The organism is Pseudomonas sp. 1928-m, assembly GCF_029269135.1.
Taxonomy (GTDB): domain Bacteria; phylum Pseudomonadota; class Gammaproteobacteria; order Pseudomonadales; family Pseudomonadaceae; genus Aquipseudomonas.
The window spans coordinates 356,591-383,058 of record NZ_JARIXO010000002.1 but is presented as its reverse complement, the minus strand read 5'-3'; the positions used below and the strand labels follow the sequence as shown (position 1 = coordinate 383,058).

The window sequence follows — 26,468 nt, the reverse complement described above, 5'->3', positions numbered from 1 at the left end:
GGTGAGTTTAGAGGAGTTGTGCGGTTATATTAATTGTCGACTTCTTGCTGTGTAGAAGCTAGATATCTAGACCAGTCACCCATTAGCTCTCTACGCTTGGCTAGAAAGTCAGTTCGAGAGTAAGCCCCTTCCGTTTGATCCCGCTCATCGTGGGCCAATGCCATTTCACAGACTTCGCGTGGGTAAATCGTGCATTCGCCTGCCCAGTCGCGGAAAGATGAACGAAAGCCATGTCGCGTAATAGATTTATAGCCCATCTCGTGTAACAGGGTGCGGACTGCATTTACATGCATTACACCGCTTTTCCCTTTTCCAGGGAATAAAAATGGGCTGTCTGCGAATCGTGGAATTGCTTCAAGGCACTCTACTACTTCGTCAGCAAGCGGGATTTTGAAGGCGACGCGTGTTTTCATGCGTTCGTCTGGAAGTGACCACGTGCGCGCATTAAGGTCGAACTCAGTCCAGCGTGCGAACCTCACCATGTGCGCGCGTGCTGCCGTCATGATCAGCAGTTGTGCCGCAAGAGATGGTGCTGTCATGTTCGCTTTCAGTTGATGCATGAGCTTCGGAACGTCTTGCCAGGGCAGTGCTGGGAAGTGCTCGCGTTTTCTTGCTTTTTTCTTTTCCGCTCTGCTGAGCAGATTGTCCAGATGACCACGCCACCGAGCGGGGTTTTCTCCTTTACGCAGGCCTCGTGCTTTGGCGGCATCAAGAATCTGCTCAATTTGCCCGCGTACCTCGTCGGCTGTACGAGTTTTAGTGGCCCATATAGGCTGAAGAAGTTTGAGGACATGTCCAGTCTCAATCTGCTCGGCAGAAAGGCTGCCAATATGCGGGAATGCATAGAGCTCCAGCTTGCGTATCCAGCCTCTACGCCATTGATCAGACCAAGTGCCGCCATGCGCGACCCAGTAGTCAGTAGCTAGCGTCTTAAACTTTAGTTGTTGCGCTTCTTGAGCTCGCTGAGCTTCACGTTGGGCTAGTCGCTCTTGATCACGTGCAGCTAGTGGGTCGACGCCATCAGCCAATATACGACGCTTCGCACTCGCTTCAAGGCGTGCGTTCTTAAGGCTGATCTCTGGGTACGACCCCAACCCCATTTCCCGGCGACGGCCAGCGAGCTGGAATCGTAGTAACCAAGACTTACGCCCGGTGGGTTTGACGACCAATCGAAGTCCGTCGCCATCTTCGTAGGTGCCGGGTTCAGTTAGGTTCTCTACCTGTTTTGGATTCAGCTTGCCCATCGCGTCCCCTGAAGCGTTTCCATTCTCTGTTATCCCCCCACTTGTCCCCCCATTTTTTCATTGGAGGGCTTTGTATCACTTTGAGCCCGGTTGAATGGGGTGATGGCTGTAGCCCTTTATTTGTCTAGGCTATCAGCAAGACTTTTGAGTTGGATAGGCTTTTTTTAGGCATAAAAAAAACCGGCTTGTGGCCGGCTTTTAGGGGGTGGGCACTACTTATTTTTGGTAAGCAGCGACCGCCTTGTTAATCAGGTTGCGGGCCTCATCGGCGCCAGCCCAACCTTCAACCTTGACCCACTTGCCCTTCTCGAGATCTTTGTAGTTCTCGAAGAAGTGCTTGATCTGCTCGATCAGCAGCGGGGGCAGGTCGGTGTATTCCTTAACGTCTTGGTACAGCACGCTCAATTTGTCGTGCGGTACGGCAACTAGCTTGGCATCGCCGCCGGCTTCGTCGCTCATCAGCAGTACGCCAACTGGGCGGGCACGGACAACCGAGCCTGGCGCCACTGGGTACGGGGTCACGACCAGCACGTCGAGGGGATCACCGTCGTCCGCCAGGGTGTGCGGGATAAAGCCGTAGTTGGCCGGGTAGAACATCGGGGTGGCCATGAAACGGTCGACCATCAGGCAATCGCTGTCGTGGTCGATTTCGTATTTGATCGGCGCGTGGTTGGCCGGGATCTCGATGGCGACGTAGATGTCGTTTGGCAGGTCTTTACCAGCTGGGATCTTGCTGTAGCTCATGGGGCGACTCCCGAGGGGTGGGCCAAAAAAGTGGCGCGATTATAGGCATATTCCCCCCACGTTGCTACGCCAGGATGCCTAGCCATTGGTCGCGAACCCGCAGTTATCGGCTCTGACCTGGTAGTCGAAGTTGCGGGGCTTGCCGGTATAACAGCAGCGTAGGATGGGTGATAACCCATCAATTGGCTGATGGGTTATCACCTAGGCGGCCCCACCCATCCTACTGTTCTCTATTGGTCGCGAATTCGCAGTTCTCCGTTCTGATCTGGTAGTCGGGGTTGCTCGCCTGCAGCCGTTGCAAGCGGGCCAGCGGGTCCTGCCGATAGAACAGCGCCAGCTGCGCGTACACCGCCGGGAAAGCCTCGGCGAGCAGGTCCGGAGCGCTGAAAAAGTATTCGCTGGTAACGGCAAAGAACTCCGCCGGGTTTTCCGCCGCGTAAGGATCGATGGCGGTTTCGGCCTCGGGGTCGGCATCCAGCTCGGCGTTAAGCTGATCGAAGGCGCTCTGCATGGCCTTGGCCCACTCCTGCACGGCCATAGTGCTATGCAGCGGCGGCAGGCCGTTGGCGTCGCCGTTTAGCATGTCCAGCTTGTGCGCCAACTCGTGGATCACCAGGTTGTAGCCATGCCATTGGCCGCTGGCCTGCACGCCGGGCCAGGCGAGAATTACCGGGCCTTGCTGCCAGGCCTCGCCACTGTGCTCGGCGTCCCATTCGTGGACCACGCCGCTGGCATCGCGGTGGCGTTGCGGGCTGACGAAGTCATCCGGGTAGAGGACGATTTCGTGAAAACCCTGATACCAGTTGAGGTCGGCCAGGTGCAGCAGCGGCAACTCGGCCTGCACTGCCAGCAGCAGGCGTGCGTGACCGTCCAGTTCGACGCCGGGCAGGGCACTGAGGTGTTTGTGATGGAGAAACAGCACGGCGCGTTCGCGCAGGCGCTGCTGCTCGGCGTCATTCAGGCCGTCGAGGATCTGCAGTTGCTGCAGCACGGCCTGCCACTGCATTGGGCTGATGGGATGACGGGCAAGGATGCGCTGGCGACGCCAGGCGCGGAGCGACAACATGGACTCTGCTCGGACGGTGGAAAGCGCCCACCATAAGCCTGGGGCCTGTGCTGGGCAAGTCGGCACAAAGGCTGCAACGGCATGCGTATCTGCGACCTGGGAGGGCTGCCAATGTCGATCGAGCGTCTGCATCATCCCACCGTCAAAATGCTTTGTGGCCATGGTGTCGACCTGCCCAGCCAGGCCGCACGGGCGCGCGCGACCTGGCTGCCAGGGCGCGAGGGGCGGCCGCCGGTGCTGCTGGTAGCGCTGCTCTGGGCGCGCGAGTGCACTGATGTAGTGCGTACCCTGGAGGCATATCTGGATGGTTTGTTGGCCGATTGCTGTTGCACGCCCGGCGGCTGGAGTGAAGCCCAGGCGGCGCGGCAGGTGCTGGCGGCGTTCAATCAGCAGCTGTTTCGCCAGCGTCAGGCTGGGCGCAACGTCGCGCAACTGAATGCCGGCTTGTTGCTGCTGCAGAACGGCGAGGCGCAGTTTCTCCAGGCCGGCGCCATTGGTTTGCGGCGTTATCAGGGCGACACGGCAACCAGTCTGGTCGGCCGTGATGGCTTGCAGCTGGGCGCGCAGGCCGAACTGGCGCTGGTGCAGCATCGCCTGACCCTGAGCCCGGGCGAGCTATTGCTGCTGGCGCCGCAGCCGCTGCTGGATGTGGTGGACCTGCGCGGCTTTTGTGGCGCAGGCGAGGCGCTACAGGACGATCCCTTGGCGGAGCTGCTGGCGCCAWTGCTGCAGGCCCCTGGTGCTGCAGTGTTATTGCTGCCGGGGGAAGCCGACAGCACGCCGGTGCTGGCCCCGCGCGCGCCCTGGCGGGCGGTGAGCAATGCGCAACCGGGCCTGCAGCTGGATGGTTGGGAACTGCTCTCGGCCTGTCCCTACGGCCCGCCGGGGCGGGTGTTTCGCGCCACTGATCGGCGGGGACGCGAGGCCATGCTGTGGCTGGCCGAACAGGATGCGGATGAAGCCTTCTGGCAGCGTGAGTGGGCGTTACGACGCAGCCCGGTGGCCAGCCTGGCGCAGGTGATGTCTGCACATCAGCCGCGCGAGCATGCCTTCTGGCTGTTCGAGCCTGCAGGCAAGGGCATGCGCAGCCTGATCGACTGGGTGGCGGCCCATGGCCCGGTCGATGGTTTGACGGTGCTGGCCGTGCTCGAACAGCTGATCGCCGCCGTGCGCGGTTTGCAGCGACGCGGCATGCAGGGGCTGTGGCTGGACCCGCGCAATATTCTGCTGGATGACGGTGGGTGGCTGCTGTTGCTGCCCGAACATGCTGCGCTCTTGCCTGGGGTGGCGCAGCAGGCATTGCCCGCGCAGGCGGTGCCGCTGGCCCCCGAGGCGCGCGCTGGGAAGACGGTGGATGGCCGCGCCGACCAGTTTGCCCTGGCTGCGCTGGCTTACTGGTTGTTCTGTGGGCGCTGGCCCGAGGCGGCGCAGGTGGATGCGGGCGGCAATAGCCGTTATGTGCCGTTGGCACAGTTCAGCGTGCAGGTGCCGGTAGGCTGGGATGGTGTGCTGGCGCGGGCCTTGGCGCCCAGGCCTGAGGCGCGCTTTGAGGCGTTGTCGGAGTTCCAGCATGCTTTGCAGCAACCCTTGCTGCATCAGCCGGCGCCTGCGCTGCGCACGCGCCACCATCGGCAAAGCTGGCACCTGGCGGCGCTTGCTCTGTTGCTACTGCAACTGGGCGTGGGGCTGTGGCTGAGCCTGGAAGGCTGAGAAGCGGTGTTCTGTTGGCTGCAGTGCGACGAAGCCCAACGAGATATACCAATCTCTGTTGGGCTTCGCTGCGCTCAGCGCCAAACTACTTATCTAAAGACCTACGGCGCGGTGAAGTCTTCGGTGATCGGCAGGACAAAGCTCTTGAACTCGGTGTCTTCCTTGAAACCGATGGATTCGTAGAGCTTGTGCGCGACCTCGTTGTTGATGCTGGACGCCACACGCAGGCGCACGGCGTTGGTTTCCTTGGCCATCTGCTTGGCAGTCTGGATCAGGCGGTCGGCCACCAGTTGGCGGCGGGCGTCCTGGCAGACGTAGATGTCGTTGAGAATCCATACGCGCTTGAGCGACAGCGAGGAGAAGCTCGAATAGAGCTGGCAGAAGCCGAGAATCTTCTCTTCATCATCGGCCATGGCCAGGTAGATCACCGATTCCTTGCGGCTGATGCGCTTTTCCAGAAAGGTGCGCGAGGAGTCGGGGTAGGGCAGCTGGCCGAAGTGTTCGCGGTAATTCACGAACAGTGGCGTGAGTTGATCCAGATGCTCCAGGGTCGCTTGGACGATGCGCATGGTGAGCCTCTACTTCAGTCATGTGGATGGCTTCGGCAACACGGCAGCGCTGCCTGCGAACGACCCCGATGCTGCCTAAAGCTTTTGGAAAGTGCAATCCAAACAAGCGTTTGGTTGTAGTTTGCGGAAATTCCCCATCATCCAAGCAGAAAGTTCTCGCGCGGCACCCCGCCCGCCAGCAGCGGCACTTCGGCCTCATCCTTGAGGTTGACCCCCGACAGTTGACGGCGGCAGGCCTCGCGCATCAGGTACAGCAGGCGGTGGCTGGCCATGGCGTAGCTCAGGCCTTCCTGGCGCACGTTGGAGATGCAGTTGCGGTAGGCGTCAGTCAGGCCGACTTTGGGCGCGTAGGTGAAGTACAGCCCCAGGCTGTCCGGCGAACTCAGGCCCGGCCGTTCGCCGATCAGGATCACCACCATGCGTGCGCCGAGCAGTTCGGCCACTTCATCGGCCACCGCCACGCGGCCTTGGGTCACCAGAGCCACGGGCGCCACGCTCCAGCCTTCGGCAGCGGCCTGCTCCTCGATATGCGCCACCATGGGCAGGGCATTACGGTGCACGGCCAGGGCGGACAGGCCGTCGGCGATGACAATGGCCAGGTCGTAGCCATCCGGATTGTTTTCGCGGTGCTGACCCAGCAACTCGGCGGATTCGTGACTTAAGCGCCGGCCCAGATCCGGGCGTTGCAGGTAGGTGTCGCGGTCCTTGGCGGCGCTGTGCAGCAGCAGGCTCTGCCGATGCTGGTGAGCCAGGCCTGCGGCCAGCGCGGCGTGGTCAAACGGCAGGTGCACGGCATCGCGGGCCTGGGCGTGGGCGAACTGGAAGTCCAGCTGCGCGCGGGTCGGCATGCTGGTACCGGCACGACCGAGGGCGATACGCGCTGGGGTGAGGTTGCGCAGTTGCTGCCAGGGATTTTCGCTGGCGCCGCTGAGTGGGCTGTCATCGTACATAAGCGGCTCCTTAGTTAGCCAAGCTGCGCCAGGGCCTGACGGAACGCCGGCGGCAGGCTATTGCCCATGCGCGGGCGGCCGTCGGCCTGGGTGAAGATGCCCATGCGCTGCAGCCAGGCTTCGAACTCGGGGGCCGGTTTCAGCCCCAGGCTCTGCCGGGCATACAGCGCGTCGTGAAAGGAGGTGGTCTGGTAATTGAGCATCACGTCGTCGGAGCCGGGGATGCCCATGATGAAGTTGATCCCGGCCACGCCGAGCAGGGTCAGCAGCACGTCCATATCGTCCTGATCGGCTTCGGCGTGGTTGGTGTAGCAAATGTCGCAACCCATCGGCAGGCCCAGCAGCTTGCCGCAGAAGTGGTCTTCCAGGCCGGCGCGGATGATCTGCTTGCCGTTGTACAGGTACTCCGGGCCGATAAAACCGACCACAGTATTCACCAGAAACGGCTTGAAATGCCGGGCCACTGCATAAGCGCGGGTCTCGCAGGTCTGTTGGTCGAGGCCATGGTGGGCGCCAGCGGACAGTGCGCTGCCCTGGCCGGTTTCGAAATACATCAGGTTGTCGCCGAGGGTGCCGCGCTTGAGGCTCAGGCCGGCGTCGTAGCCTTCCTGGAGAATTTTCAGGCTGACGCCAAAGCTGGCGTTGGCCGCCTCGGTGCCGGCAATCGACTGGAACACCAGGTCCAGCGGCACACCACGGTTGATCGCCTCGATCGAGGTGGTGACGTGGGTCAGCACGCAGGCCTGGGTGGGGATTTCATAACGCTGAATGATGCCGTCGAGCATCTTCAGCATGTCGCAGATGGAGCTGATGCTGTCGGTGGCCGGGTTGATGCCGATCATGGCGTCGCCGTTGCCGTACAGCAGGCCGTCGAGAATGCTCGCGGCGATGCCGGCCGGTTCATCGGTCGGGTGATTGGGCTGCAGGCGGGTGGACATGCGCCCGCGCAGGCCGACGGTGTTGCGAAAACGGCTGACCACACGGATTTTCTGCGCCACCAGTACCAGATCCTGCACGCGCATGATCTTCGATACGGCTGCGGCCATTTCTGGCGTCAGGCCGGGGGCGAGGGCGCGCAGGCTGGCTTCGTCGGCGCTGTCGCCGAGCAGCCAGTCGCGAAAGCCGCCGACCGTCAGGTGGCTGACCGGGGCGAAGGCCGCCAGGTCATGGCTGTCGATGATCAGTCGGGTGACTTCATCGGCTTCGTAGGGAATCAGCGCCTCAGTGAGGAAATGCTTGAGCGGAATATCGGCCAGGGCCATCTGCGCCGCGACCCGTTCGCCGGCATTGCTCGCCGCCACACCGGCGAGAAAGTCGCCGGAGCGCGCCGGGCTGGCCTTGGCCATCACCTCGGCGAGGCTGTCGAAACGGTAGGTTTCACCGCCTACCGTATGCTGAAAACTGGACATCGCGTGTCTCCCAAACGCCACGTTGGCGCAGCACGATCATGCTGCGCCAACGTGACGGGTATTACTTGAGCGCGGCCTCGGCTTTACCGATGGCGACGAATTCTTCTTCCGGCGTACCGGCCACCAGGTGATGGCGACTGTACAGGGCGAAGTAGGCGATCAGCACGGCGTAGATAATCGCGGCACCAATCACCACCCGTGGGTCGACCAGGAAGCCGGCAACCACGGCCACGCAGGCCAGTACCAGGGCGATGCCCGAGGTGACGATGCCGCCTGGGGTGCGGTACGGGCGATGCATTTCCGGGCGACGCACGCGCAGGGTGATGTGTGCGGCCATCATCAGCACGTAGGAGATGGTGGCGCCGAACACTGCCACCAGAATCAGCAGGTCACCCTGGCCCGTCAGCGATAGGGCAAAACCGATCAGGCCAGGCACGATCAACGCCAGTACCGGGGCTTTGTTCTTGTTGGTCAGCGACAGCGAACGCGGCAGGTAGCCGGCGCGCGACAGGGCGAAGATCTGCCGGGAGTAGGCGTAGATGATCGAGAAGAAGCTGGCAATCAAACCGGCCAGGCCGATCAGGTTGACGAAGCTGCTCATCCAGGTGGATTCGCCGTAGGCAATCGTCAGTGCTTCCACCAGTGGGTTGCCCGAAGCCATAAGCGCGTTGGCCCCGGCGCCGCCTGGGCCGACCACCAAAATCAGCAGGGCAAAGGCCAGCAGTACCAGCATGGCGCCGATCAGCCCGCGCGGCATATCGCGCTGCGGATTGCGGGTTTCTTCAGCGGCCAGCGGTACGCCTTCGACCGCGAGGAAGAACCAGATCGCATAGGGGATCGCCGCCCACACGCCGACATAGCCAAACGGCAGGAAGCTGCTGGCGCCGGTGGCTTCAGTCACCGGAATATCGAGCAGGTTGGCCACCGAGAAGTGCGGCACCATCGCGACGATAAACACGCCCAGGGCAATCGCCGCCACGGCGGTGATGATAAACATCAGCTTCAGCGCTTCACCGACGCCGAAGATATGGATGCCGATAAACAGCACATAGAAGGCCAGGTAGATCGCCCAGCCGCCAATGCCGAACAGCGACTCGCAGTAAGCACCGATAAACACTGCAATCGCCGCTGGAGCAATGGCGTACTCGATAAGGATCGCTGTACCGGTGAGAAAACCGCCCAAGGGGCCGAAGGCGCTGCGGGCAAAGCCATAACCGCCACCGGCGGTGGGGATCATCGAGGACAGTTCAGCCAGGGAGAAGCACATGCACAGGTACATCAGCGCCATCAGCAGGGTGGCGAGAAACATGCCGCCCCAGCCGCCCTGGGCTAGACCGAAGTTCCAGCCGGCGTAATCGCCAGAAATCACGTAGGCAACGCCCAGGCCGACCAGCAATACCCAGCCTGCTGCGCCCTTCTTCAATTGTCTGCTTTGGAAGTAATCGGCATCGACCTGCTCTAAATCGGTGCCTTGCGGTAGACCTACCGCACTGATTTGTTCTGCTGCCATGGGAATTCCTTATCAACAAGCTGGCCGCAGCGCACGCCCGGTCAGGCTTGTAGGTATTTGAGGGAAAAGTGTTACCCAGTGGATCAGCAACCGCTGTGCCAACTACGCCTCTGGTCTAGACCTGGGCGCGGACTGGCAGGCCGATGTCGTTTCCGAGCATCGGCTGCGGTTGCGCAGGGGCTTAGAAAAAGCCGAGTGGGTTGATGTCGTAACTGACCAGCAGGTTCTTGGTCTGCTGGTAGTGGTCGAGCATCATCTTGTGGGTTTCACGGCCGACACCGGACTTCTTGTAGCCACCGAAGGCGGCATGCGCCGGGTAAAGGTGGTAGCAGTTGGTCCACACGCGCCCGGCCTTGATCGCCCTGCCCATGCGGTAGGCGCGGTTGATGTCGCGGGTCCACAGGCCGGCACCGAGGCCGAACTCGGTGTCGTTGGCAATCGCCAGGGCTTCGGCTTCGTCCTTGAAGGTGGTGACGCTGACCACCGGGCCGAAGATTTCCTCCTGGAACACGCGCATTTTGTTGTGGCCCTTGAGCAGGGTCGGCTGGATGTAATAGCCGCCGTCCAGGGTGCCGCTGAGTTTTTCCACCGCACCGCCGGTAAGCAGCTCGGCGCCTTCCTGTTTGGCGATTTCCAGGTAACTGAGGATCTTGTCGAACTGCTGCTCGGAAGCCTGGGCGCCGACCATGGTGTCGGTGTCCAGTGGGTCGCCGCGCTTGATCTGCTCGACCTTCTTCATTACCTCTTTCATGAATGCCGGGTAGATCGACTCCTGCACCAGTGCCCGTGACGGGCAGGTGCACACTTCACCCTGGTTGAAGAAGGCCAGCACCAGTCCTTCGGCGGCTTTTTCGATAAAGCTTGGCTCGGCCTGCATGATGTCTTCGAAGAAGATATTCGGCGATTTGCCGCCCAGCTCCACGGTGCTGGGGATGATGTTTTCGGCTGCGCATTTCATGATGTGCGCGCCCACCGGGGTGGAGCCGGTGAAGGCGATCTTGGCGATGCGTTTGCTGGTGGCCAGCGCTTCGCCCGCTTCTTTACCGTAACCCTGCACCACGTTGAGCACGCCCGGCGGCAGCAGGTCGCCGATCAGCTCCATCAGCACGCTGATGCCCAGCGGCGTTTGTTCGGCCGGTTTCAATACCACGCAGTTGCCGGCTGCCAGGGCCGGGGCGAGTTTCCAGGCGGCCATCAGCAGCGGGAAGTTCCACGGGATGATCTGCCCGACCACGCCCAGCGGTTCATGGATGTGATAGGCCACGGTGTTGCCGTCGATCTCGGCGGCCGAGCCTTCCTGGGCGCGCAGGCAGCCGGCGAAGTAGCGGAAGTGGTCGGCGGCCAGCGGAATATCGGCATTCAGGGTTTCGCGCACGGCCTTGCCGTTGTCCCAGGTTTCGGTGATGGCCAACACTTCCAGGTTGGCCTCGATGCGGTCGGCGATCTTCAACAGGGTCAGCGAGCGCTCCTGCACCGAAGTACGGCCCCAGGCATCGGCGGCAGCATGGGCAGCGTCCAGGGCCTTGTCGATATCCTCGGCCGTGGAGCGCGGGAACTCGGCAATCGGCAGGCCGTTCACCGGCGAGGTGTTGGTGAAGTACTGGCCTTTGACCGGCGCGACAAACTCGCCGCCGATGTAGTTGCCGTAACGGGATTTGAAGGAAACGAGGGCACCTTCGGTACCTGGATGGGCGTAACGCATGCTGAATATCTCCTGGTTCTTATGCTTGTTCTGGTGATGCAGCGAGAGGCGCGCTGTGGCGCTTGTGCAGAGACAGAGCAAGGGCTGGGCCAGGCGCGCGCGATGCCCTTTCTAGAGCGGTTGCGTGACATTCGCTGGGAGGTTGCGCTGCGCGAGTTGTATCAGCCCTGATACAGCCTGCGTGACACTCTGTACCAGGGGCGATACAACGCGGTGACTCGCCGGTCAGCGCGTCTTGCAATGGCCGGAAAGCTGGTAGATGCTCGGCCATCACGTGCAACTCCTAGCAGGCCGTTGAAAACGTAGGCGAGGCCGGCAAGACAAGGCAAAAACAGGCGAGGAAGCGGAGTTTACTGGTGTAAATGAGCATTCCGAGCCTGTTTTTAACGAAGTATTGCCAACGCAGGTAGTTTCTCAGCGGCCTGCTACTGCGGAGAACAATAACAATGCATAACCCAGCAAGCCGCCACGCCCAGCAGGTGCTGACCGTGGCCCAAGGGCGCGGCCAGCTCGCCGGCCCGGCTGCCGATTCCTCGGTGGCGCGCTCCTGGCTGCGCTGCCTGCAGCAGCATCACCTCGACCCGGCGCAGAGCATGCCGCCGGCAGTGATTGAGCACGCGCACATGCTGGAACGGCGCGAGCAGCTGCAACAGGTGCTGGAGATTTCCTGCAACGAGATGAACAGCCTGCACCGCCAACTGGCCGGTTCTGGCCATGCCGTGTTGCTGACTGATGCCCGTGGGGTGATCCTCAACTGCGTCACCGAACAGGCGGAAAAACGCACTTTCGAGCAGGCCGGCTTGTGGCTGGGTGCCGATTGGAGCGAAGCCTGCGAAGGCACCAACGGCATCGGCACTTGTTTGGTCGAGCGCCAGCCGCTGACCATCCACCAGAATGAACACTTCCGTAGCCGGCACACCGGGCTGACCTGCTCGGCCAGCCCGGTATTCGATCCGCATGGCGAGCTGCTTGCGGTGCTGGATGTGTCCTCGGCGCGGCATGACGTATCCCGGCAGAGCCAGTTCCACACCATGGCGCTGGTCAACCTCTCAGCCAAGGCCATCGAGGGCTGCCACTTTTTGCGCAGCTATGAAGGCGAATGGCTGCTGCGCTTCCACGCTCAGGCCGAATATATCGGCCAGTTCAGCGAAGGCCTGCTGGCCTTCGATGGCGATGGACGCGTGAGTGCGGTGAATCAGAGCGCGATCAACCTGCTCGGCCTGTCGCGCCGGCAACTGCTCGGGCGCACCTTAGTGGAAGTATTCGACTGCCGCCTGGATGACCTGCTCGGCCGCGCCTCGGCCCAGCCCAGTGCCAGTTGGCCGCTGTATACCCAGCGCGGCCAGCTGCTGTTCGCCATGCTGCGCGGCCAGCCGCGGCGCAGTGCTCAGGCGTTGGCGGCCACGACGCTGGCAACGCCGGGCTTGTGCCTGGCCGACCCTGGCTTGCAGAGTGATTTTCGCCGTGCGCTGCGGGTGTATGAGCGCGATGTGCCGCTGCTGATTGGCGGCGAAACCGGCACCGGCAAGGAGGCCTTCGCCAAGGCCCTGCATCAGGTCAGCTCGCGTGGTGGCAAGCCCTTTGTTGCGCTGAACTGCGCGGCGATTCCCGAGAGCCTGATCGAGAGCGAGTTGTTCGGTTATCGCGGCGGCAGCTTTACCGGCGCACGTAAAGAAGGCATGCGCGGCAAGCTGCAGCAGGCCGATGGCGGCACGCTGTTTCTTGATGAAATCGGCGATATGCCGCTGGCGCTGCAGACCCGCTTGCTGCGGGTGCTGGAGGAGCGCCGCGTTGAGCCGATTGGCGGTGAAGCGCAGGCCATCGATGTGCGGGTGATCAGCGCCAGTCACCGCGACCTGAACGAGCGGGTGGCCAGCGGCGAGTTTCGCCAGGACCTGTTCTATCGCTTGAATGGCTTGGTGATCGAGCTGCCGCCGCTGCGTGCGCGTAGCGACAAACTGGCGTTGCTGGATTTTCTCCTGGCCGAAGAGGCGCGCGGGCAATCTGCGCGGCTTGATGATGCAGCCCGCGAGTCGCTGCTCGCCTACCCCTGGCCGGGCAATGTGCGCCAGTTGCGCAATGTGCTGCGCACCCTCTGCGCGCTGTGCGAAAACGGCGTGATCAGCCACGCCGAACTGCCCGCCGAGATTCGCCATGCCCGTCCTGCGCAGGCCCTGCTGCCGGCGGCCAAGCCCGACCAACTGGGCGACGCCGAACGCCAGGCGCTGCTCGCGGTCCTGGAGGCGCAGCACTGGCAGATGAGCCGCAGTGCCGAACAGCTCGGCATCAGCCGCAATACCCTGTATCGCAAGCTGCGCAAGCACGGGGTTGTCAGGCCCGGCTAGAGCTTTTTTCCAGGCCCGTGCAGTCCTGCAAGCCGCTCGCAGGACTGCACGGGTAAATGCCGAGCTGGCGAACACGTCTAGAAAAAGCCCAGTGGGTTGATGTCGTAACTGATCAGCAGGTTTTTCGTCTGCTGGTAGTGGTCGAGCATCATCTTGTGGGTCTCGCGGCCTACGCCTGACTTCTTGTAACCGCCGAACGCCGCATGCGCCGGGTACAGGTGGTAGCAGTTGGTCCACACCCGACCTGCCTTGATGCCACGGCCCATGCGGTAGGCGCGGTTGATGTCGCGGGTCCACAGGCCGGCGCCGAGGCCGAACTCGGTGTCGTTGGCAATCGCCAGGGCTTCGGCCTCGTCCTTGAAGGTGGTTACGCCAACTACCGGGCCGAAGATTTCTTCCTGGAATACGCGCATCTTGTTGTGGCCCTTGAGCAGGGTCGGCTGGATGTAATAGCCGTCGGCCAGGTTGCCAGTCAGATTCTCTGCCGCGCCGCCGGTAAGCAGCTCGGCACCTTCCTGCTGGGCGATTTCCAGGTAGCTCAAAATCTTGTCGTACTGCTGCTCGGAGGCCTGGGCGCCGACCATGGTCTCGGTATCCAGCGGGTCGCCGCGCTTGATCGCCTTGATCTTCTTCATCACCTCGACCATGAACGGCTCGAAGATCGACTCCTGCACCAGCGCCCGCGATGGGCAGGTGCACACCTCGCCCTGGTTGAAGAAGGCCAGTACCAGGCCCTCGGCGGCCTTTTCGATAAAGGCTGGCTCGGCACTCATGATGTCTTCGAAGAAGATGTTCGGCGATTTGCCGCCCAGCTCCACGGTGCTTGGGATGATGTTCTCGGCGGCGCACTTGAGGATGTGCGAGCCCACCGGGGTGGAACCGGTAAAGGCGATTTTGGCGATGCGTTTGCTGGTGGCCAGGGCTTCGCCCGCTTCCTTGCCGAAGCCTTGCACCACGTTGAGTACGCCTGGCGGCAGCAAATCGCCGATTAGCTCCATCAGTAGGCTGATCGATAGCGGCGTCTGTTCGGCCGGCTTGAGCACGATGCAGTTGCCTGCAGCCAGAGCTGGGGCGAGTTTCCAGGCGGCCATCAGCAACGGGAAGTTCCACGGGATGATCTGCCCAACCACGCCTAGGGGTTCGTGGAAGTGATAGGCGGCAGTGTGTTCGTCGATTTCTGCAGCGGAGCCTTCCTGGGCGCGGATGCAGCCGGCGTAGTAGCGGAAGTGATCGGCGGCCAGCGGTACATCGGCATTCAGGGTTTCACGCACGGCTTTACCGTTGTCCCAGGTTTCCGCCACGGCCAGCAGTTCGAGGTTGGCCTCGATGCGGTCAGCGATTTCCAGCAGTACCAGAGCGCGGCTCTGCACGCTGGTTCTGCCCCAGGCATCGGCGGCGGCATGGGCGGCGTCCAGCGCGCGTTCGATATCGCTGGCATCTGAGCGTGGGAACTCGCCGATTACCGAAGTATCGACCGGGCTGGTGTTGGTGAAATAGCGGCCGCCCAGCGGCGCGACAAATTCGCCACCGATGAAATTGCCGTAGCGCGGCTTGAGGGTAACGATGGCGCCTGGGGTGCCTGGTTTCGCGTAAATCATGATGCTGACCTCTTTAATTAGGGATAGCCGACACGCGCGGGCGCTTGCCGGCTGAGGTTGTCAGACGCCTTGTGGTGTTTCCCCGCGTTTCATGCGGGCATTGATGTCGTCGATCACCGCGGGCAGCTCGTTGATGGTGTCGATCAGGTAGTGCGGGCGTGAGCCCTCGAACAGTTGGGCGATGCGCACGCGCTCTTTGGCCAGTTGCTCGGCCGGCAGATCCTTGAATTGCGCGTAGGTCAGGCCCAGGGCGTTGCCCGAACAGGTCAGCGCCACCGTCCACATACCGGCGCTACGCCCTTCCAGAATGCCTGGGGTGGTGTCGTCGACTTTGACGCAGGCCGCCACGTCGCTGATGCCGAGGGCAATCACGTTGGCCAGGGCCTGAGCCGGATGCGGGCGGCCGTTGGGTACTTCGTCGGTGGCGACCACATGGTCGGCGACGTAGCCGTTGCGCTCGGCCAGTTGCACCACTTTTTCCATCACCACTGCCGGGTAGCCGGAGCAGGAGCCGATCTTCAGGCCCTGGTTGCGCAGGCCGGTGATGGTGTCGAGCGCGCCGGGGATCAGTGCCGAATGCTCAGCGATCTTGGCGATTTGCAATGGCATAAAGCGCTCATAGATGGCCGTTACGTCGTCATCACTGGGCAGGCGGCCGAAGGCAGCGCGGTAGCGCTCGGCAATTTCTGGCACGTTGCACAGGGTGCGAATATGGTCCCACTTGCCCATGCCCATTGGCCCGCGGGCCTCGGCCAGGGTTACGGGGACGGCGAACTCGGCGAAGGCTTCGACGAAGATCTGCGTCGGCGCGAAGGAGCCGAAGTCGACCACGGTGCCGGCCCAGTCGAGGATGATTGCTTGCAGCTGCTGAGGTTGTTGATAGTTCATGTCGTGACTCCTGGATGGATTAAGCGGAAAGGTCAGGCCCGCAAGCTTGCGTTGCTGGCGGTGCTGTTGGGGTTCAGTGGGTTGCTGGGGTGTTGCGCGAGCTGGTTCGGGCGGCTGTTCCAGTACGGCAGCATCATCACGGTGGCGATCAGGGCCGTGCCGGTGAACAGCAGAAACACGCTTTCGGTATCGAAGTAGCCGGGCAGCAGGCCGCCGAGGATCGCGCCGATTGAGCCGCAACCGTTGACGAAGCCGGCGGCGGTACCGGCGGTACCCTGGCCGTAGTCGATGGCGGCGGAACCGCTGATCATCGAGTCCGGGCCGTAGAGGCTCAGGCCCATCATGAACAGCAGGCCGACCACGGCCAGTACGCTGCCGCTCTGCATCGCCGGGACAAACAGCGCCAGGCAGACCGCCAGGACCAATAGGCTGACCACGCAGGCCGGGAAGCGCCGTGCGCCGAACAGCTTGTCCGACATCAGGCCGAGCAGTACTGGGCCAATCAGGCCGGCGACTTCAAAGGAGGTAGGGACGATGGCCGAGGCGACCTTGCCGATCTCCGGCATGCGCTCGTAGACCATTACCGGGCCCCAGAACAGGATCGCGTAACGCGCCGGCTTGAGCAGGAAGTAAGCCAGGCCGAGTACCAGTACCGTGCGATTTCTCAGGATGGTTTTTAGGCAGCTAGCGAAGCTGGCGTGCTGTCCGTTGCCATCGAGTTGCGGTGTATCGGTGCTTTCGACCGCTGGCAGCCCCACATCCTGTGGCGTGTTGCGTTGCAGCAAAAAGAACAGCACGGCCACTGCGCCGACCACGATGGCGCTGGAGAAAAATGCCGCGCGCCAATCGCCATAGACCTGATAGGCCCACCAGCCAGCGAAGGGCGAGGCCACCAAGCCGCCGAAGGCGTAGCAACTGCTCCACAAACCGAGTACCCGGCCGCGTTCGCCAGTGGCGAAGAAACTGCCGAGGTTCTTGCACAATCCTGACCAGCCAGTGGATTGCGCCAGGCCCTGGATCACCATGCAGGTGGCGAAGATCGGCAGGGTGGCGAAGCTGCCCATGATCAGCGACACCACTGCGGAAATCAGCAAGCCGCCCAGTACCACCACGCGCGGGCCAAAGCGGTCGGCGAGGATGCCCCAGGTGAACTGGCCGACGGCATAGGCGCCGAGGTAGAGCGCGTCGAGGTTGGCCATGGTGGCCTTTTCCAGTTGGAAGTCGGGGTCATCGGCGATGCCCAGCTTGGCCACCGAAAAGGCCTTGCGGGTGAAATAGAAGGCGGCGTAGGCCAGCCAGGTGATGGCGAATATCTGCAGGCGCCACCGCTGTATGGGGTTGCTGCTGAGGTTTAACAGGGAAAAGCCATATGTCTGATTCACGGTGCTGACCTCTGAGTTGAATGTGCTGGCAGTTCAAGGAACGGCTGCTTTTGTTGTTGTAAAAGCACTTCTGGCGCCGTCTTGGCGGACGGTCTGGATCAGATCAAACGAGGCCCGGGACATGGCGTCCTGCCGGGTTGCCCTGCCTGATAGGGCGGGCAACAGCCGGTCTCGTACTACAGGTCTGCACCCAGGGCCGTACTGGCCCGGGCGCTGTGGTTCAGTTCGCTGGGCGGCAGTCGTCGACGCCCATCACCGCCAGTGCGTCGGCGATGGCACGCAACAACTGGCCGACGATGCGTTCGTCGATCTGGCCGATGCAGCCGATGCGGAAACTTTCGGCAATGGTCAACTTGCCGGGGTAGATGACGAACTGGCGGGCCTTGAGCTCGTTGTAGAAACGCTTGAACTCAAAGTTCGGGTGGGTTGGGCTGAAGAAGGTGGTGATGATCGGCGACAGCCAGCGGTCTTCCAGTAGGGTCTGAAAGCCCATGGCGCGCATGCCGGCGACCAGGGTGTCGCGATTTTTCGTGTAGCGCGCCTGGCGTCCGGCTACGCCCCCTTCCTCGGCGTGCTGCTCGAGCGCCTTGCGGAAGGCCACCACGCTGTGGGTGGGCGGGGTGAAGCGCCATTGCCCGGTGCGCTCCATGTATTGCCACTGCTCTAGCAGGTCCAGGCTCAGTGAATGGGCGCGGCCCTTGGACTGTTCCAGCAGTGCACGGCGAATGATCACAAAGCCGAAGCCGGGAATGCCTTCAATGCACTTGTTGGCTGAGGAAACCATGACGTCGAAGGGGATCTTGTCCACAGTCAGCGGCACTGCGCCGAAGGAGCTCATGGCATCGACGATCAGATTCTTGCCGTGGGCTTTGACCACGTCGGCGATCTCGCGCAGCGGGTTGAGAATGCCTGAGCTGGTTTCGCAGTGAACCAGGAACACGTCGGTGACGTCGGGGTGGTTTTTCAGTAGCTCGGCAACTTCTTCCGGTTGCGGTGGCAGGTAGTCACCTTTGTCCAGGGCGATGTAGTCGCGGCCGAGGTAGTCGAGAATCTGCGTGGCGCGCTTGCCGTAGGCACCGTTCATCAGCACCAGGGCTTTACCGTCGCGGGCGATGGCGGTGGCCAGTGCCGCCTCGACGGCGAAGGTGCCGCTGCCTTGCAGGGGCACGCAGGCGTAGCTGTCGTCATGCACGCCGGCCATTTGCAGCAGGCCTTGGCGAATATCCGCGGTGACCCGGTTGAAGTCGGTGTCCCACGAACCCCAGTCGCGCAGCATGGCCTGCTTGGTGGCCAGCGACGTGGTCAGCGGGCCAGGGGTCAGCAGATAGGGCTCACCCAGTGCGGGGGCGGTAAGGGCTGGGCGGGCGTTGATGAATTCGGCTTTGCTCATGATCGTCTCCAGTGTGTGCGGTGGCAGCGATGCGCCGCTCTGGAGTCGATAAAAACAACTTGCAGTAAATAAATAAAATCGATTTATAGTATTTTTAAAATAAGCTGAACTTATTTATTGAGGTGTCTGATGGCGGTTTCCAACGCTCAATTGCGGGCCTTTCACGCGGTGGCGCAGCAGGGCAGTTTCACTCGCGCCGCCGAGCGTCTGTGCCTTAGCCAGCCGGCGGTTTCCGACCAAGTGCGCAAACTCGAGGAGCTATTCGGGGTGCTGCTGTTTCATCGCACCAAGCGCTCGGTGCAGCTCACCGAACTGGGGGAGCAGCTGCTCGGTATTACCCAGCGGTTGTATGCGGTGGTCGCTGAGGCCCAGGAACTGCTCTCCAGTTCGCGTGCCCTGCAGAGCGGCAGTCTGACCCTGGCGGTCGATTCGCCGGTGCATGTGCTGCCGTTTATTGCCGCGTTCAATGCGCGTTATCCCGGCATTCGCTTCAATCTGGTGACCGGCAACACCGATGAGGCACTGGCCAGGCTGTTTGCCTATCAGGCGGATTTCGCTGTGCTTGGCCGCCCGGTGACGGATGAAAACCTGCTCAGCCATGTACTGAGCAGTGCGCCACTGGTGGCCTTCGTTGGGCTCGAACACCCCTGGGCGGGGCGCGAATCGATTGTCCTGGCGGATCTCGATGACACACCGCTGGTGCTGCGTGAGCGCGGCTCGATGACCCGGCAGATGATTGAGGATGAGCTGCGCCGCGAAGGGTTGCGCGTGCGCTCGGCGCTTGAGGTTGAAGGGCGTGAAGCGGTGTTCGAGATGGTCGCGGCCGGTCTGGGCGTGGGTATCGTTTCGGCGGCGGAATTTGGTTCCAGTCGCGCCATGCGGGCGTTGCCGATTCTCGATTGTCAGCAGCGCATGACCGAAACCCTGGTGTGCCGGCGTGACCAGGGCTCGCGGCGGATTATCGCGACTTTTCTCGAGGTAGTGCGGTCGAACAGCGGCGGCTGATCAGCGTGCCACCGCGCCCGCCTATAGGGCGCTGTGCTAATCTGCGGCCAGTTTTTATCCCGCCTTATTCACCGGCTCTGACGACGCCTGCAAGGTAAATCATGCATATCCATATTCTCGGCATCTGCGGCACTTTTATGGGCTCGCTGGCCGTGCTGGCCAAGGAACTCGGCCACCGCGTGACCGGCTCCGACGCCAACGTTTACCCGCCCATGAGCACCCAGCTGGAGGCTCAAGGCATCGAACTGACCCAAGGCTATGACGCTGCCCAGCTCGACCCCGCGCCAGATCTGGTGGTGGTTGGCAATGCTCTGTCGCGTGGCAACCCGGCGGTGGAGTATGTGCTGAACAAGGGCCTGCCCTATGTAAGCGGGCCGCAGTGGCTGGCCGACCATGTGTTGCAAGGCCGGTGGGTGATGGCGGTGGCTGGCACCCACGGTAAAACCAGCAGTTCGAGCATGTTGGCCTGGGTGCTGGAGCATGCCGGCATGAGCCCGGGTTTTCTGATTGGCGGCGTGCCGCAGAACTTCGGTATCTCCGCGCGCTTGGGCGGTACGCCGTTCTTTGTGGTCGAGGCCGACGAATACGACAGCGCCTTCTTCGACAAGCGCAGCAAGTTCGTGCACTACCGCCCGCGCACTGCGATCCTGAACAACCTGGAGTTCGATCACGCGGATATCTTCCCGGATCTGGCGGCCATCGAGCGGCAATTCCACCATCTGGTGCGCACCATCCCGGGCGACGGCCTGATCATTCACCCGACCACTGAGCCTGCGCTTAAGCGGGTAATCGAGATGGGCTGCTGGACGCCGGTACAGACCACCGGCGAGGGCGGCCAATGGCAGGCGCGACTCCTTAGCGCCGATGGCTCGCGCTTCGAGGTGAGTTTCGACGGCAAGCTTGCCGGCACCGTGGATTGGCAACTGACTGGCCAGCACAACGTCGCTAACGCCCTGGCGGTGCTGGCGGCGGCGCGGCATGTCGGCGTGGTGCCGGAGCTGGGTATCGCCGCGCTGTGCGGCTTTATCAATGCCAAGCGGCGCATGGAAAAGGTCGCTGAAGTGAATGGCGTGACCATCTTCGACGACTTCGCCCACCACCCGACGGCGATTGCCACCACCCTGGATGGCCTGCGCAAGCGCATAGGCGACGCCAAATTGATCGCCATCGTCGAACCACGCTCCAACTCGATGAAGCTCGGCGCGCACCGTGATGGTCTGCCTGAGTCCGTAGTACAGGCTGACTCGGTGTACTGGTACGCACCGCCGAATCTCGGCTGGGACCTGGCCGGCACCGTGGCTACCTCGACCGTGCCGACTCAGGTCTGCGATTCCTTGGAAGCGATCATCGCCGGGGTCAAGGCCGAAGCCGCGCCGGGTACTCAGGTGGTGGTGATGAGCAACGGCGGCTTTGGCGGTTTGCATGGCAAGTTGGCAGCGGCCTTGGAGGGGTAAATGTCCGGTCCTGAACGTATTACTTTGGCTATGACGGGCGCTTCCGGCGCTCAGTACGGCCTGCGCCTGCTCGATTGCCTGGTGCAGGAAGAGCGCGAGGTGCACTTTCTGATTTCCAAGGCCGCGCAGCTGGTGATGGCCACCGAAACCGATGTCAGCCTGCCGGCCAAACCCCAGGCGATGCAGGCGTTCTTGAGTGAGTACACCGGCGCCGCGCCGGGGCAGATTCGCGTGTACGGCAAGGAAGACTGGATGGCGCCGGTGGCCTCCGGCTCTGGCGCACCCTCGGCGATGGTGGTGGTGCCGTGCAGCACCGGCACGCTGTCGGCGATTGCCACAGGGGCGTGCAATAACCTGATCGAGCGCGCCGCTGATGTCGCCTTGAAGGAGCGTCGTCAGCTGATTCTGGTGCCGCGCGAGGCGCCGTTTTCCAGCATTCATCTGGAAAACATGCTCAAGCTCTCGAATATGGGAGCGACCATTCTTCCGGCCGCTCCGGGCTTCTATCACCAGCCGCAGACCATCGATGATCTGATCGACTTCGTTGTGGCGCGCATCCTCAACTGCCTGAATATCCCCCAGGACATGCTGCCGCGCTGGGGCGAGCACCATCAGATCACCCCGGATGAATAAGCCTCTGGCTCGCGCGGTCGTCTGCCTGGTGTTGGGCCTGACACTCAGCAGCTGCGCCACCGTGCGCACCTTGGATGCGGCCAAGCCAGGCGCGCCGGTGGTGTATGCCGGCACCCGATTGAACCTCTATGCGCTGCAGGGCGGTTGCTGCGCCAATGACCGCTTCGGCGCCGAGGCCCCGGCTTATCCTGCCGCCGACCTGCCGGTCAGCGCGTTGCTGGATACCCTGTTGCTGCCGCTGTCCCTGGCTACTGCCATCGGCCTCAACCTGGGCATCAGCGGCGGTTTGTGACGGGAGTCAGGCGTCCGGAATACTGGTCTCTTTACCCTGCCAGGTCTTTGCCAATGGCCAATGCTCAAGGTTCTGCGCCGGCCCCGGCTTGGCAAACAGAAAACCCTGAAAACGCCGGCAGCCCATGCGCTGCAAAGCGTCGTACTGTTCCTGGGTTTCCACCCCTTCTGCGGTGACTGCCAGGTTGAGGTTGGCGCCCAGTGCGAGGATGGTGCGCACGATGGCAGCGTCGCTGGGTTGTTCGAGTAAATCGCGGACGAAGGATTGGTCGATCTTCAGCTGATCCAGCGGCAGGCGTTTGAGGTAGTTGAGCGAGGAGTAGCCCGCGCCGAAGTCGTCCAGCGCCAGGTGTACGCCGCGGGCTTTCAGCTGGCTCATTTTGCCGATAAGCACTTCCACGTCCTCCACCAGCTGGCTTTCGGTCAGCTCCAGTTCCAGGCGTTGCGGGTTGGCGCCGCTTTCCGCGAGAGTGGCGAAGACGTCTTCGACAAAGTCGGGATGGTGGAACTGCCTTGCGCTGACATTCACCGCCAGGGTCAGCTGCGCCAGTTGTGGGTGCGTGGCCCAGGCCACCAGTTGCTGGCAGGCGCTGTGCAGGATCAAACGGCCCAGCGGCAGAATCAGCCCGGTGCTTTCTGCCAGCGGAATAAATTCGCCCGGCGGCACCAGCCCGCGCGTCGGGTGTTGCCAGCGCACCAGGGCTTCGGCGCCGACCAACTGTCCTTGAGCATCCACCTGGGGTTGGTAGTGCAGGATAAAGTCGCGCTGGCCGAGGCTCTGGCGCAGGTCGCTTTCCAGGCTGGCGCGGGCGCTGACTTCGGCCTGCATCTTCGGGTCGAAAAAGCGCATCGCGTTGCGGCCGGCGGCCTTGGCTTGATACATGGCCATGTCGGCGCGCTTGAGCACTTCATCGACCGTGCTTTGCTCGTTGGGAAATAGCGCGATGCCGATGCTGGCCGTGCTGATATGGCTGCGGCCTTGCAGGGCATAGGGCGCGGCCAGAGCCTTGACGATCTTCTTGCCAACGCTCTCGACCTGCTGGCCGGCCTGCGCGGGTTTCAGGCTGAGGCCTTCAAGCATCAGCACAAACTCATCGCCGCCGAGGCGGGCCAGGGTGTCCTGGGCGCGCACATGGCTGCTCAGGCGCTGAGCGACCTGCTGTAGCAACTGATCGCCCATGTCATGGCCGAGGGTGTCGTTGAGGTCCTTGAAGTTATCCAGGTCGATAAACAGCAGTGCGCCCTGTTGCAGGCCGCGCGCATGCTTGGCCAATGCCTGTTGCAGGCGGTCGAGCAGCAGGCGGCGGTTGGGCAGGCCGGTGAGCGGATCGTAGAAGGCTAGCTGGTTGATTTTTTCCAGGTTCTTCTTGTGTTCGGTGATGTCGGTGGAGATGCCGCACAGTGCGTAGATCTTGCCGTGGCCGTCGCGCAGCGGCAGCTTGACCGAGAGGAAGGCGTGCTGGGTGCTGCCATCCAGGCTGCGGTTGATTTCCTCGGTTTGCACCCGTTCGCCGAGTTTGAGCACGCGGCGGTCGTTATCGTGCAGGTTGGTGGCGGTGTCGATATCGAAGAACTGTTCATCGGTCTTGCCGATCACCTGCTCGAGGTTCTGGCCGAACAGTTCGCAGACCTTGCGGTTGGCGTACTGGTAACGCAGCTGCGCATCCTTGATGTAGATATAGGCTTCGACGCTGTCGAGGATGGTGTTCAGGCGTTCTTCGCTGGCCAGCAGGTGATGGGTTTTCTCGCGTACCTGGCGGCGCAGCAGCACTGCGCCGCCGAGTGCGGCGATCAGCAATAGGGCAAGGGTGCTCAGGCCCCACCAGACGCTGGTGGGGATCAGCAGGCGTGGCCGTTCACCGCCCCAGCGTTGCAGGCTCTGGTAGTAGACCGAGGAAGGTGAGTCCTGCCAGTTCGACAGGTGTTTGTCGATGGCGCTTAGCAAGTCGGCGTTCTGCCCCTTGCGTGTGGCGTAGAACAGCTGCGCCGGTTGAAACATGATCGAGGAGCTTTGCAGCTGATAGCTCGGTGCATGGAAGTCGCCAAAACGCTGGTTGGCCACCACTGCATCGGCCTGCCCACCCGCCACCAGTTCAAAGCCCTGCGGCAGGCTGGGTACGCCGATCAGCTGGGCTCTCAGGCCAAAGCTTTCGAGCAGCCCGCGCAGGTATTCCTCCTGCACCGAGCCTTGCAAAACGGCAATGCGCAGGCCTTTGAGGTCGAGTATCGATTTGAGCTGCAGGTCCTCGTTGCTGTAAACCTGCGACCAGCTGAACAGCGAGGGCATCTTGTGGAAGTCGAGCACCTGAGCGCGACTGTCGTTGTAGGCCACATCGGGCAGCAGGTCGATTTCACCGCTCTGCGCCAGCTCCAGGCACTGTTGCCATTCGCACGGCCTGGGGCGCAGTTGCCAGTCTTCCTGACTGGCGATTTCATTTAGCAGTTCGCCGAGGATGCCGGAGAGTTTGCCGTCCTGGCCGAGGAGGATTTTCGGTTCGTTGGCGTAAACCCCCACGCTGACCTCGCGTGATTGCGCGCTGCTGAACGACCCGGCTGTGAGGCTCATGGTCAATAGCAGCAGGGTGCTGAGGGGGCGAAATGACAGGCGCTTCATGCGTGGGCCAACTTCCATAAGAGAATCCATGGCCTAACGATAGCCAGAATATGGCGTAGGTGCAGGCGGCTGATGGCAATTGGCTATTTCTACCGCGCCATGGCTGGCGCGCAGCAGGTTATGGGCTGCGCCTTAGCTCGCCCAGCCTTGGTAGATATAGGTCATGGGCTTTGGGCCCTTGAGGTAGCGATTGCTCAGCTCGCCAATCTGAAAACCGCCTGCGCTGATCAGCGCCCGGATATCGCGGTTGAGGTGGCAGCCGCCAGCCAGTGGTTTCCACAGCGGCGTCAGGCGGTTCTGCCAGCGCAGCACGGGTAGCTCCGGTGCCAGGCCGTGTTCGCAGAACAGCAGGCGGCCGCCGGGCTTGAGCACGCGGCGCATTTCTTTCAGTGCGGCCACGGCATCGGGGATGGTGCACAGGGTAAAGGTGCAGACGATGCAGTCGAAGCTGGCGTCCTCGGCCTGGATCTGCCCCAGTTCGAGGGCAATCATCTCCACCGGAATACTGATCGCGGCGGCGCGTTGCTTGGCCAGCTTCTGCATATCGGCGCTGGGGTCGACGCCGATAATCACGCGGACTTTTTCGGCATCGTAGAAGGCTAGGTTAAGGCCGCTGCCAATGCCGATTTCTAGCACCCTGCCATGGGCCTGGGGCACCAGTTGCGAGCGGACTTTCATCACCGCGCCCATGCCGCAGGCGAAGTCGATCAGGTGCGGCAGCAGATAGCGGTCATACAGGCCCACGGTGTTGTCCCCGTTGTGTTTATTCTGCGTCGTTGCTGGCGTCGTCCGGCAGGTCGCTGTTGTCGCCGCTGACAGCGGCGAAGCACTTGATCAAATGAGGGCCGGCAGTGCCGTTGATGTTCCAGGCATCGGCTTCACCGTCAAAACGTGCGGCTATTACCTGGGCCAGGCTGAAGTGCCATTTGCGCAGGGCGCGGCCATCCATGCATTCGATGCTGAGCAGCGGTGCGTCGCCAGCGGGCGGGTTGCCGGCCTGGTGCTGGGCCAGTTGTTCGGCATTGAGGCTGAACTGCCAGGCATGCAGCTCGTCGATTTCCAGCATGTCGGCGCCGCTCAGGGCGCTGATCAGGTCGTGCGGGGTGCTGTTCATAGGGGGCTTCCGTTAGAGCCGGTTCAAAGTCTCGCGAGCTAGAGCCATGCAAGGCGCTACGCCAGTAACAGCCTTCGGCTGGTCAAAGCGGCGAGGAAGCGGAGTTTACTGGTTGTAAATGAGCATTCCGAGCCTGTTTTTAACGCAGCAGGGCCGACGCGCAGCAGACTTTGAACAGGTTCTTAGCGACCGAGACGGCGCAGTTGGTCCGATTCGATCACCCGAGTGCCGGCATCTTCTTCCAGCGCTAGGCGCCACAGTGCGCGGGCCAGTACGGTGGCTTCGATGCCACGGTATTTACCCGGCAGCCAGCGCATAAAGGGCGCGGCCAGACGCTCGCCGAGGCGAAATTCCTGACGTGCACCCAGCAGCAGGGAAGGGCGGGCGATGGTCAGCTGCGGCCAATCCTGCGCGCGCAGGGCCTGTTCCATTTCGCCTTTGACCTTGTTGTAGAACACTGTCGAGTTGGCGTCCGCGCCGAGGGCGCTGATCACCAGCAGGTGGCGTGCGCCGAGGGCGCGGGCGCGTTCGGCGAAGGCGATCACCAGGTCATGGTCGACCGCGCGGAAGGCCTCTGGCGAGCCGGCTTGTTTGATCGTGCTGCCCAGGCAGCAGAAGGCGGTATCGACCTTGCCGCTCAGTTGCGGCAGCAGGGCCAGCAGTTCGCCTTGCGGATTTTCCAGGTGCGCATGCGCTGCCAGCGGGCGGCGGCTGGGGGCCAGCACGCGAGCGACCGTGGGCTCGTTCAGCAGACGGTCCAGCAGGTGCTCGCCGGTCAGTCCGGTGGCGCCTGCGAGAAGGATGTGCTGGGGCGTCAAATACATAGTGTGAAGTTCTCCGCTGATATCAA

22 protein-coding genes are annotated in these 26,468 nt (G+C 62.3%); 6 read left to right on the top strand and 16 right to left on the bottom strand.

All coding sequences use genetic code 11. From position 1 onward, the window contains the following. Positions 1-29: 29 nt before the first annotated feature. The 3 genes from P3C18_RS11280 to P3C18_RS11270 form a co-directional block, all read right to left on the bottom strand. A complete protein-coding gene (locus P3C18_RS11280; protein WP_275961955.1) occupies positions 30-1,244 on the bottom strand; it encodes an integrase arm-type DNA-binding domain-containing protein in 1,215 nt (404 codons plus the stop codon). A 216-nt stretch (positions 1,245-1,460) separates the two neighbouring features. Beyond that, a complete protein-coding gene (gene ppa / locus P3C18_RS11275; RefSeq protein ID WP_275961954.1) occupies positions 1,461-1,988 on the bottom strand; it encodes an inorganic diphosphatase in 528 nt (175 codons plus the stop codon). Between the two features lie 220 nt (positions 1,989-2,208). Beyond that, positions 2,209-3,054 (bottom strand): M90 family metallopeptidase, encoded by an 846-nt coding sequence (locus P3C18_RS11270; protein ID WP_275961953.1) that lies wholly within the window; start codon positions 3,052-3,054, stop codon positions 2,209-2,211. Between the two features lie 111 nt (positions 3,055-3,165). On the opposite strand from P3C18_RS11270, the gene P3C18_RS11265 reads away from it, so the two are divergent. Next, complete coding sequence (locus tag P3C18_RS11265) at positions 3,166-4,764, top strand: protein kinase (RefSeq protein ID WP_275961952.1); 1,599 nt, start codon at positions 3,166-3,168, stop codon at positions 4,762-4,764. A 101-nt stretch (positions 4,765-4,865) separates the two neighbouring features. On the opposite strand, the gene P3C18_RS11260 is transcribed toward P3C18_RS11265, so the two are convergent. From P3C18_RS11260 to P3C18_RS11240, 5 genes are all read right to left on the bottom strand, one after another. Continuing rightward, the gene (locus P3C18_RS11260) at positions 4,866-5,333 is read right to left on the bottom strand and encodes a GNAT family N-acetyltransferase (protein ID WP_275961951.1); all 468 of its coding nucleotides are present in this window, start codon (positions 5,331-5,333) and stop codon (positions 4,866-4,868) included. Between the two features lie 137 nt (positions 5,334-5,470). Continuing rightward, positions 5,471-6,283, bottom strand: a complete 813-nt coding sequence (gene eutC / locus P3C18_RS11255; protein WP_275961949.1) for an ethanolamine ammonia-lyase subunit EutC — start codon at positions 6,281-6,283, stop codon at positions 5,471-5,473. 14 nt (positions 6,284-6,297) lie between these two features. Further along, positions 6,298-7,692 carry an ethanolamine ammonia-lyase subunit EutB gene (locus P3C18_RS11250; RefSeq protein WP_275961948.1) on the bottom strand — a complete coding sequence of 465 codons (1,395 nt, stop codon included), beginning with the start codon at positions 7,690-7,692 and terminating at the stop codon, positions 6,298-6,300. A gap of 61 nt (positions 7,693-7,753) precedes the next feature. Then, positions 7,754-9,202 (bottom strand): ethanolamine permease, encoded by a 1,449-nt coding sequence (gene eat, locus P3C18_RS11245; RefSeq protein ID WP_090255645.1) that lies wholly within the window; start codon positions 9,200-9,202, stop codon positions 7,754-7,756. A gap of 181 nt (positions 9,203-9,383) precedes the next feature. Continuing rightward, positions 9,384-10,904 carry an aldehyde dehydrogenase family protein gene (locus P3C18_RS11240; RefSeq protein ID WP_090255644.1) on the bottom strand — a complete coding sequence of 507 codons (1,521 nt, stop codon included), beginning with the start codon at positions 10,902-10,904 and terminating at the stop codon, positions 9,384-9,386. A 446-nt stretch (positions 10,905-11,350) separates the two neighbouring features. On the opposite strand from P3C18_RS11240, the gene P3C18_RS11235 reads away from it, so the two are divergent. Further along, entirely contained in the window at positions 11,351-13,249 is a 1,899-nt protein-coding gene (locus tag P3C18_RS11235) for a sigma-54-dependent Fis family transcriptional regulator (protein WP_275961947.1), read from the top strand. A gap of 77 nt (positions 13,250-13,326) precedes the next feature. Here P3C18_RS11235 and P3C18_RS11230 read toward each other — a convergent pair whose 3' ends face one another. The 4 genes from P3C18_RS11230 to P3C18_RS11215 form a co-directional block, all read right to left on the bottom strand. Then, entirely contained in the window at positions 13,327-14,847 is a 1,521-nt protein-coding gene (locus tag P3C18_RS11230) for an aldehyde dehydrogenase family protein (protein ID WP_275961946.1), read from the bottom strand. Between the two features lie 60 nt (positions 14,848-14,907). After that, entirely contained in the window at positions 14,908-15,735 is an 828-nt protein-coding gene (gene phnX / locus P3C18_RS11225) for a phosphonoacetaldehyde hydrolase (RefSeq protein WP_275961944.1), read from the bottom strand. A gap of 32 nt (positions 15,736-15,767) precedes the next feature. Continuing rightward, positions 15,768-17,117, bottom strand: a complete 1,350-nt coding sequence (locus P3C18_RS11220) for an MFS transporter (RefSeq protein ID WP_275961943.1) — start codon at positions 17,115-17,117, stop codon at positions 15,768-15,770. A gap of 220 nt (positions 17,118-17,337) precedes the next feature. After that, positions 17,338-18,507, bottom strand: a complete 1,170-nt coding sequence (locus P3C18_RS11215) for a 2-aminoethylphosphonate--pyruvate transaminase (RefSeq protein WP_275961942.1) — start codon at positions 18,505-18,507, stop codon at positions 17,338-17,340. A gap of 129 nt (positions 18,508-18,636) precedes the next feature. Between P3C18_RS11215 and P3C18_RS11210 the strand changes: the two genes are divergently transcribed. The 4 genes from P3C18_RS11210 (at position 18,637) to P3C18_RS11195 (ending at position 21,891) form a co-directional block, all read left to right on the top strand. Next, entirely contained in the window at positions 18,637-19,512 is an 876-nt protein-coding gene (locus P3C18_RS11210) for a LysR substrate-binding domain-containing protein (protein ID WP_275961941.1), read from the top strand. A gap of 101 nt (positions 19,513-19,613) precedes the next feature. After that, a complete protein-coding gene (mpl, locus tag P3C18_RS11205; RefSeq protein WP_275961940.1) occupies positions 19,614-20,966 on the top strand; it encodes a UDP-N-acetylmuramate:L-alanyl-gamma-D-glutamyl-meso-diaminopimelate ligase in 1,353 nt (450 codons plus the stop codon). Next, positions 20,967-21,599, top strand: a complete 633-nt coding sequence (ubiX, locus tag P3C18_RS11200) for a flavin prenyltransferase UbiX (RefSeq protein ID WP_275961939.1) — start codon at positions 20,967-20,969, stop codon at positions 21,597-21,599. Then, complete coding sequence (locus P3C18_RS11195) at positions 21,592-21,891, top strand: YceK/YidQ family lipoprotein (protein ID WP_275961938.1); 300 nt, start codon at positions 21,592-21,594, stop codon at positions 21,889-21,891. The genes ubiX and P3C18_RS11195 overlap by 8 nt, the downstream gene beginning before the upstream one ends. A 6-nt stretch (positions 21,892-21,897) precedes the next feature. On the opposite strand, the gene P3C18_RS11190 is transcribed toward P3C18_RS11195, so the two are convergent. The 4 genes from P3C18_RS11190 to P3C18_RS11175 form a co-directional block, all read right to left on the bottom strand. Beyond that, entirely contained in the window at positions 21,898-24,522 is a 2,625-nt protein-coding gene (locus P3C18_RS11190; protein WP_275961937.1) for an EAL domain-containing protein, read from the bottom strand. Positions 24,523-24,636: 114 nt separating this feature from the next. Further along, positions 24,637-25,248, bottom strand: coding sequence for a class I SAM-dependent methyltransferase (locus P3C18_RS11185; RefSeq protein ID WP_275961935.1), 612 nt, complete (start codon positions 25,246-25,248; stop codon positions 24,637-24,639). A 19-nt stretch (positions 25,249-25,267) separates the two neighbouring features. After that, positions 25,268-25,618 (bottom strand): DUF5629 family protein, encoded by a 351-nt coding sequence (locus tag P3C18_RS11180; protein ID WP_275961934.1) that lies wholly within the window; start codon positions 25,616-25,618, stop codon positions 25,268-25,270. A 182-nt stretch (positions 25,619-25,800) separates the two neighbouring features. After that, on the bottom strand, positions 25,801-26,442 hold the full coding sequence (locus P3C18_RS11175; protein ID WP_275961933.1) for an oxidoreductase: 642 nt from the start codon (positions 26,440-26,442) through the stop codon (positions 25,801-25,803). Positions 26,443-26,468: the final 26 nt, after the last annotated feature.

What these genes read in the sequence shown, in the direction of transcription:
- P3C18_RS11210 (WP_275961941.1), top strand. Translation starts at nt 18,637, where the DNA reads ATGGCGGTTTCCAACGCTCAATTGCGGGCCTTTCACGCGGTGGCGCAG.
- P3C18_RS11175 (WP_275961933.1), bottom strand. Translation starts at nt 26,442, where the DNA reads ATGTATTTGACGCCCCAGCACATCCTTCTCGCAGGCGCCACCGGACTG.
- P3C18_RS11215 (WP_275961942.1), bottom strand. Translation starts at nt 18,507, where the DNA reads ATGAGCAAAGCCGAATTCATCAACGCCCGCCCAGCCCTTACCGCCCCC.
- P3C18_RS11280 (WP_275961955.1), bottom strand. Translation starts at nt 1,244, where the DNA reads ATGGGCAAGCTGAATCCAAAACAGGTAGAGAACCTAACTGAACCCGGC.
- P3C18_RS11240 (WP_090255644.1), bottom strand. Translation starts at nt 10,904, where the DNA reads ATGCGTTACGCCCATCCAGGTACCGAAGGTGCCCTCGTTTCCTTCAAA.
- P3C18_RS11235 (WP_275961947.1), top strand. Translation starts at nt 11,351, where the DNA reads ATGCATAACCCAGCAAGCCGCCACGCCCAGCAGGTGCTGACCGTGGCC.
- P3C18_RS11260 (WP_275961951.1), bottom strand. Translation starts at nt 5,333, where the DNA reads ATGCGCATCGTCCAAGCGACCCTGGAGCATCTGGATCAACTCACGCCA.
- P3C18_RS11230 (WP_275961946.1), bottom strand. Translation starts at nt 14,847, where the DNA reads ATGATTTACGCGAAACCAGGCACCCCAGGCGCCATCGTTACCCTCAAG.
- eutC (WP_275961949.1), bottom strand. Translation starts at nt 6,283, where the DNA reads ATGTACGATGACAGCCCACTCAGCGGCGCCAGCGAAAATCCCTGGCAG.
- eat (WP_090255645.1), bottom strand. Translation starts at nt 9,202, where the DNA reads ATGGCAGCAGAACAAATCAGTGCGGTAGGTCTACCGCAAGGCACCGAT.
- P3C18_RS11190 (WP_275961937.1), bottom strand. Translation starts at nt 24,522, where the DNA reads ATGGAAGTTGGCCCACGCATGAAGCGCCTGTCATTTCGCCCCCTCAGC.
- mpl (WP_275961940.1), top strand. Translation starts at nt 19,614, where the DNA reads ATGCATATCCATATTCTCGGCATCTGCGGCACTTTTATGGGCTCGCTG.
- P3C18_RS11180 (WP_275961934.1), bottom strand. Translation starts at nt 25,618, where the DNA reads ATGAACAGCACCCCGCACGACCTGATCAGCGCCCTGAGCGGCGCCGAC.
- P3C18_RS11250 (WP_275961948.1), bottom strand. Translation starts at nt 7,692, where the DNA reads ATGTCCAGTTTTCAGCATACGGTAGGCGGTGAAACCTACCGTTTCGAC.
- ppa (WP_275961954.1), bottom strand. Translation starts at nt 1,988, where the DNA reads ATGAGCTACAGCAAGATCCCAGCTGGTAAAGACCTGCCAAACGACATC.
- P3C18_RS11195 (WP_275961938.1), top strand. Translation starts at nt 21,592, where the DNA reads ATGAATAAGCCTCTGGCTCGCGCGGTCGTCTGCCTGGTGTTGGGCCTG.
- ubiX (WP_275961939.1), top strand. Translation starts at nt 20,967, where the DNA reads ATGTCCGGTCCTGAACGTATTACTTTGGCTATGACGGGCGCTTCCGGC.
- P3C18_RS11270 (WP_275961953.1), bottom strand. Translation starts at nt 3,054, where the DNA reads ATGTTGTCGCTCCGCGCCTGGCGTCGCCAGCGCATCCTTGCCCGTCAT.
- phnX (WP_275961944.1), bottom strand. Translation starts at nt 15,735, where the DNA reads ATGAACTATCAACAACCTCAGCAGCTGCAAGCAATCATCCTCGACTGG.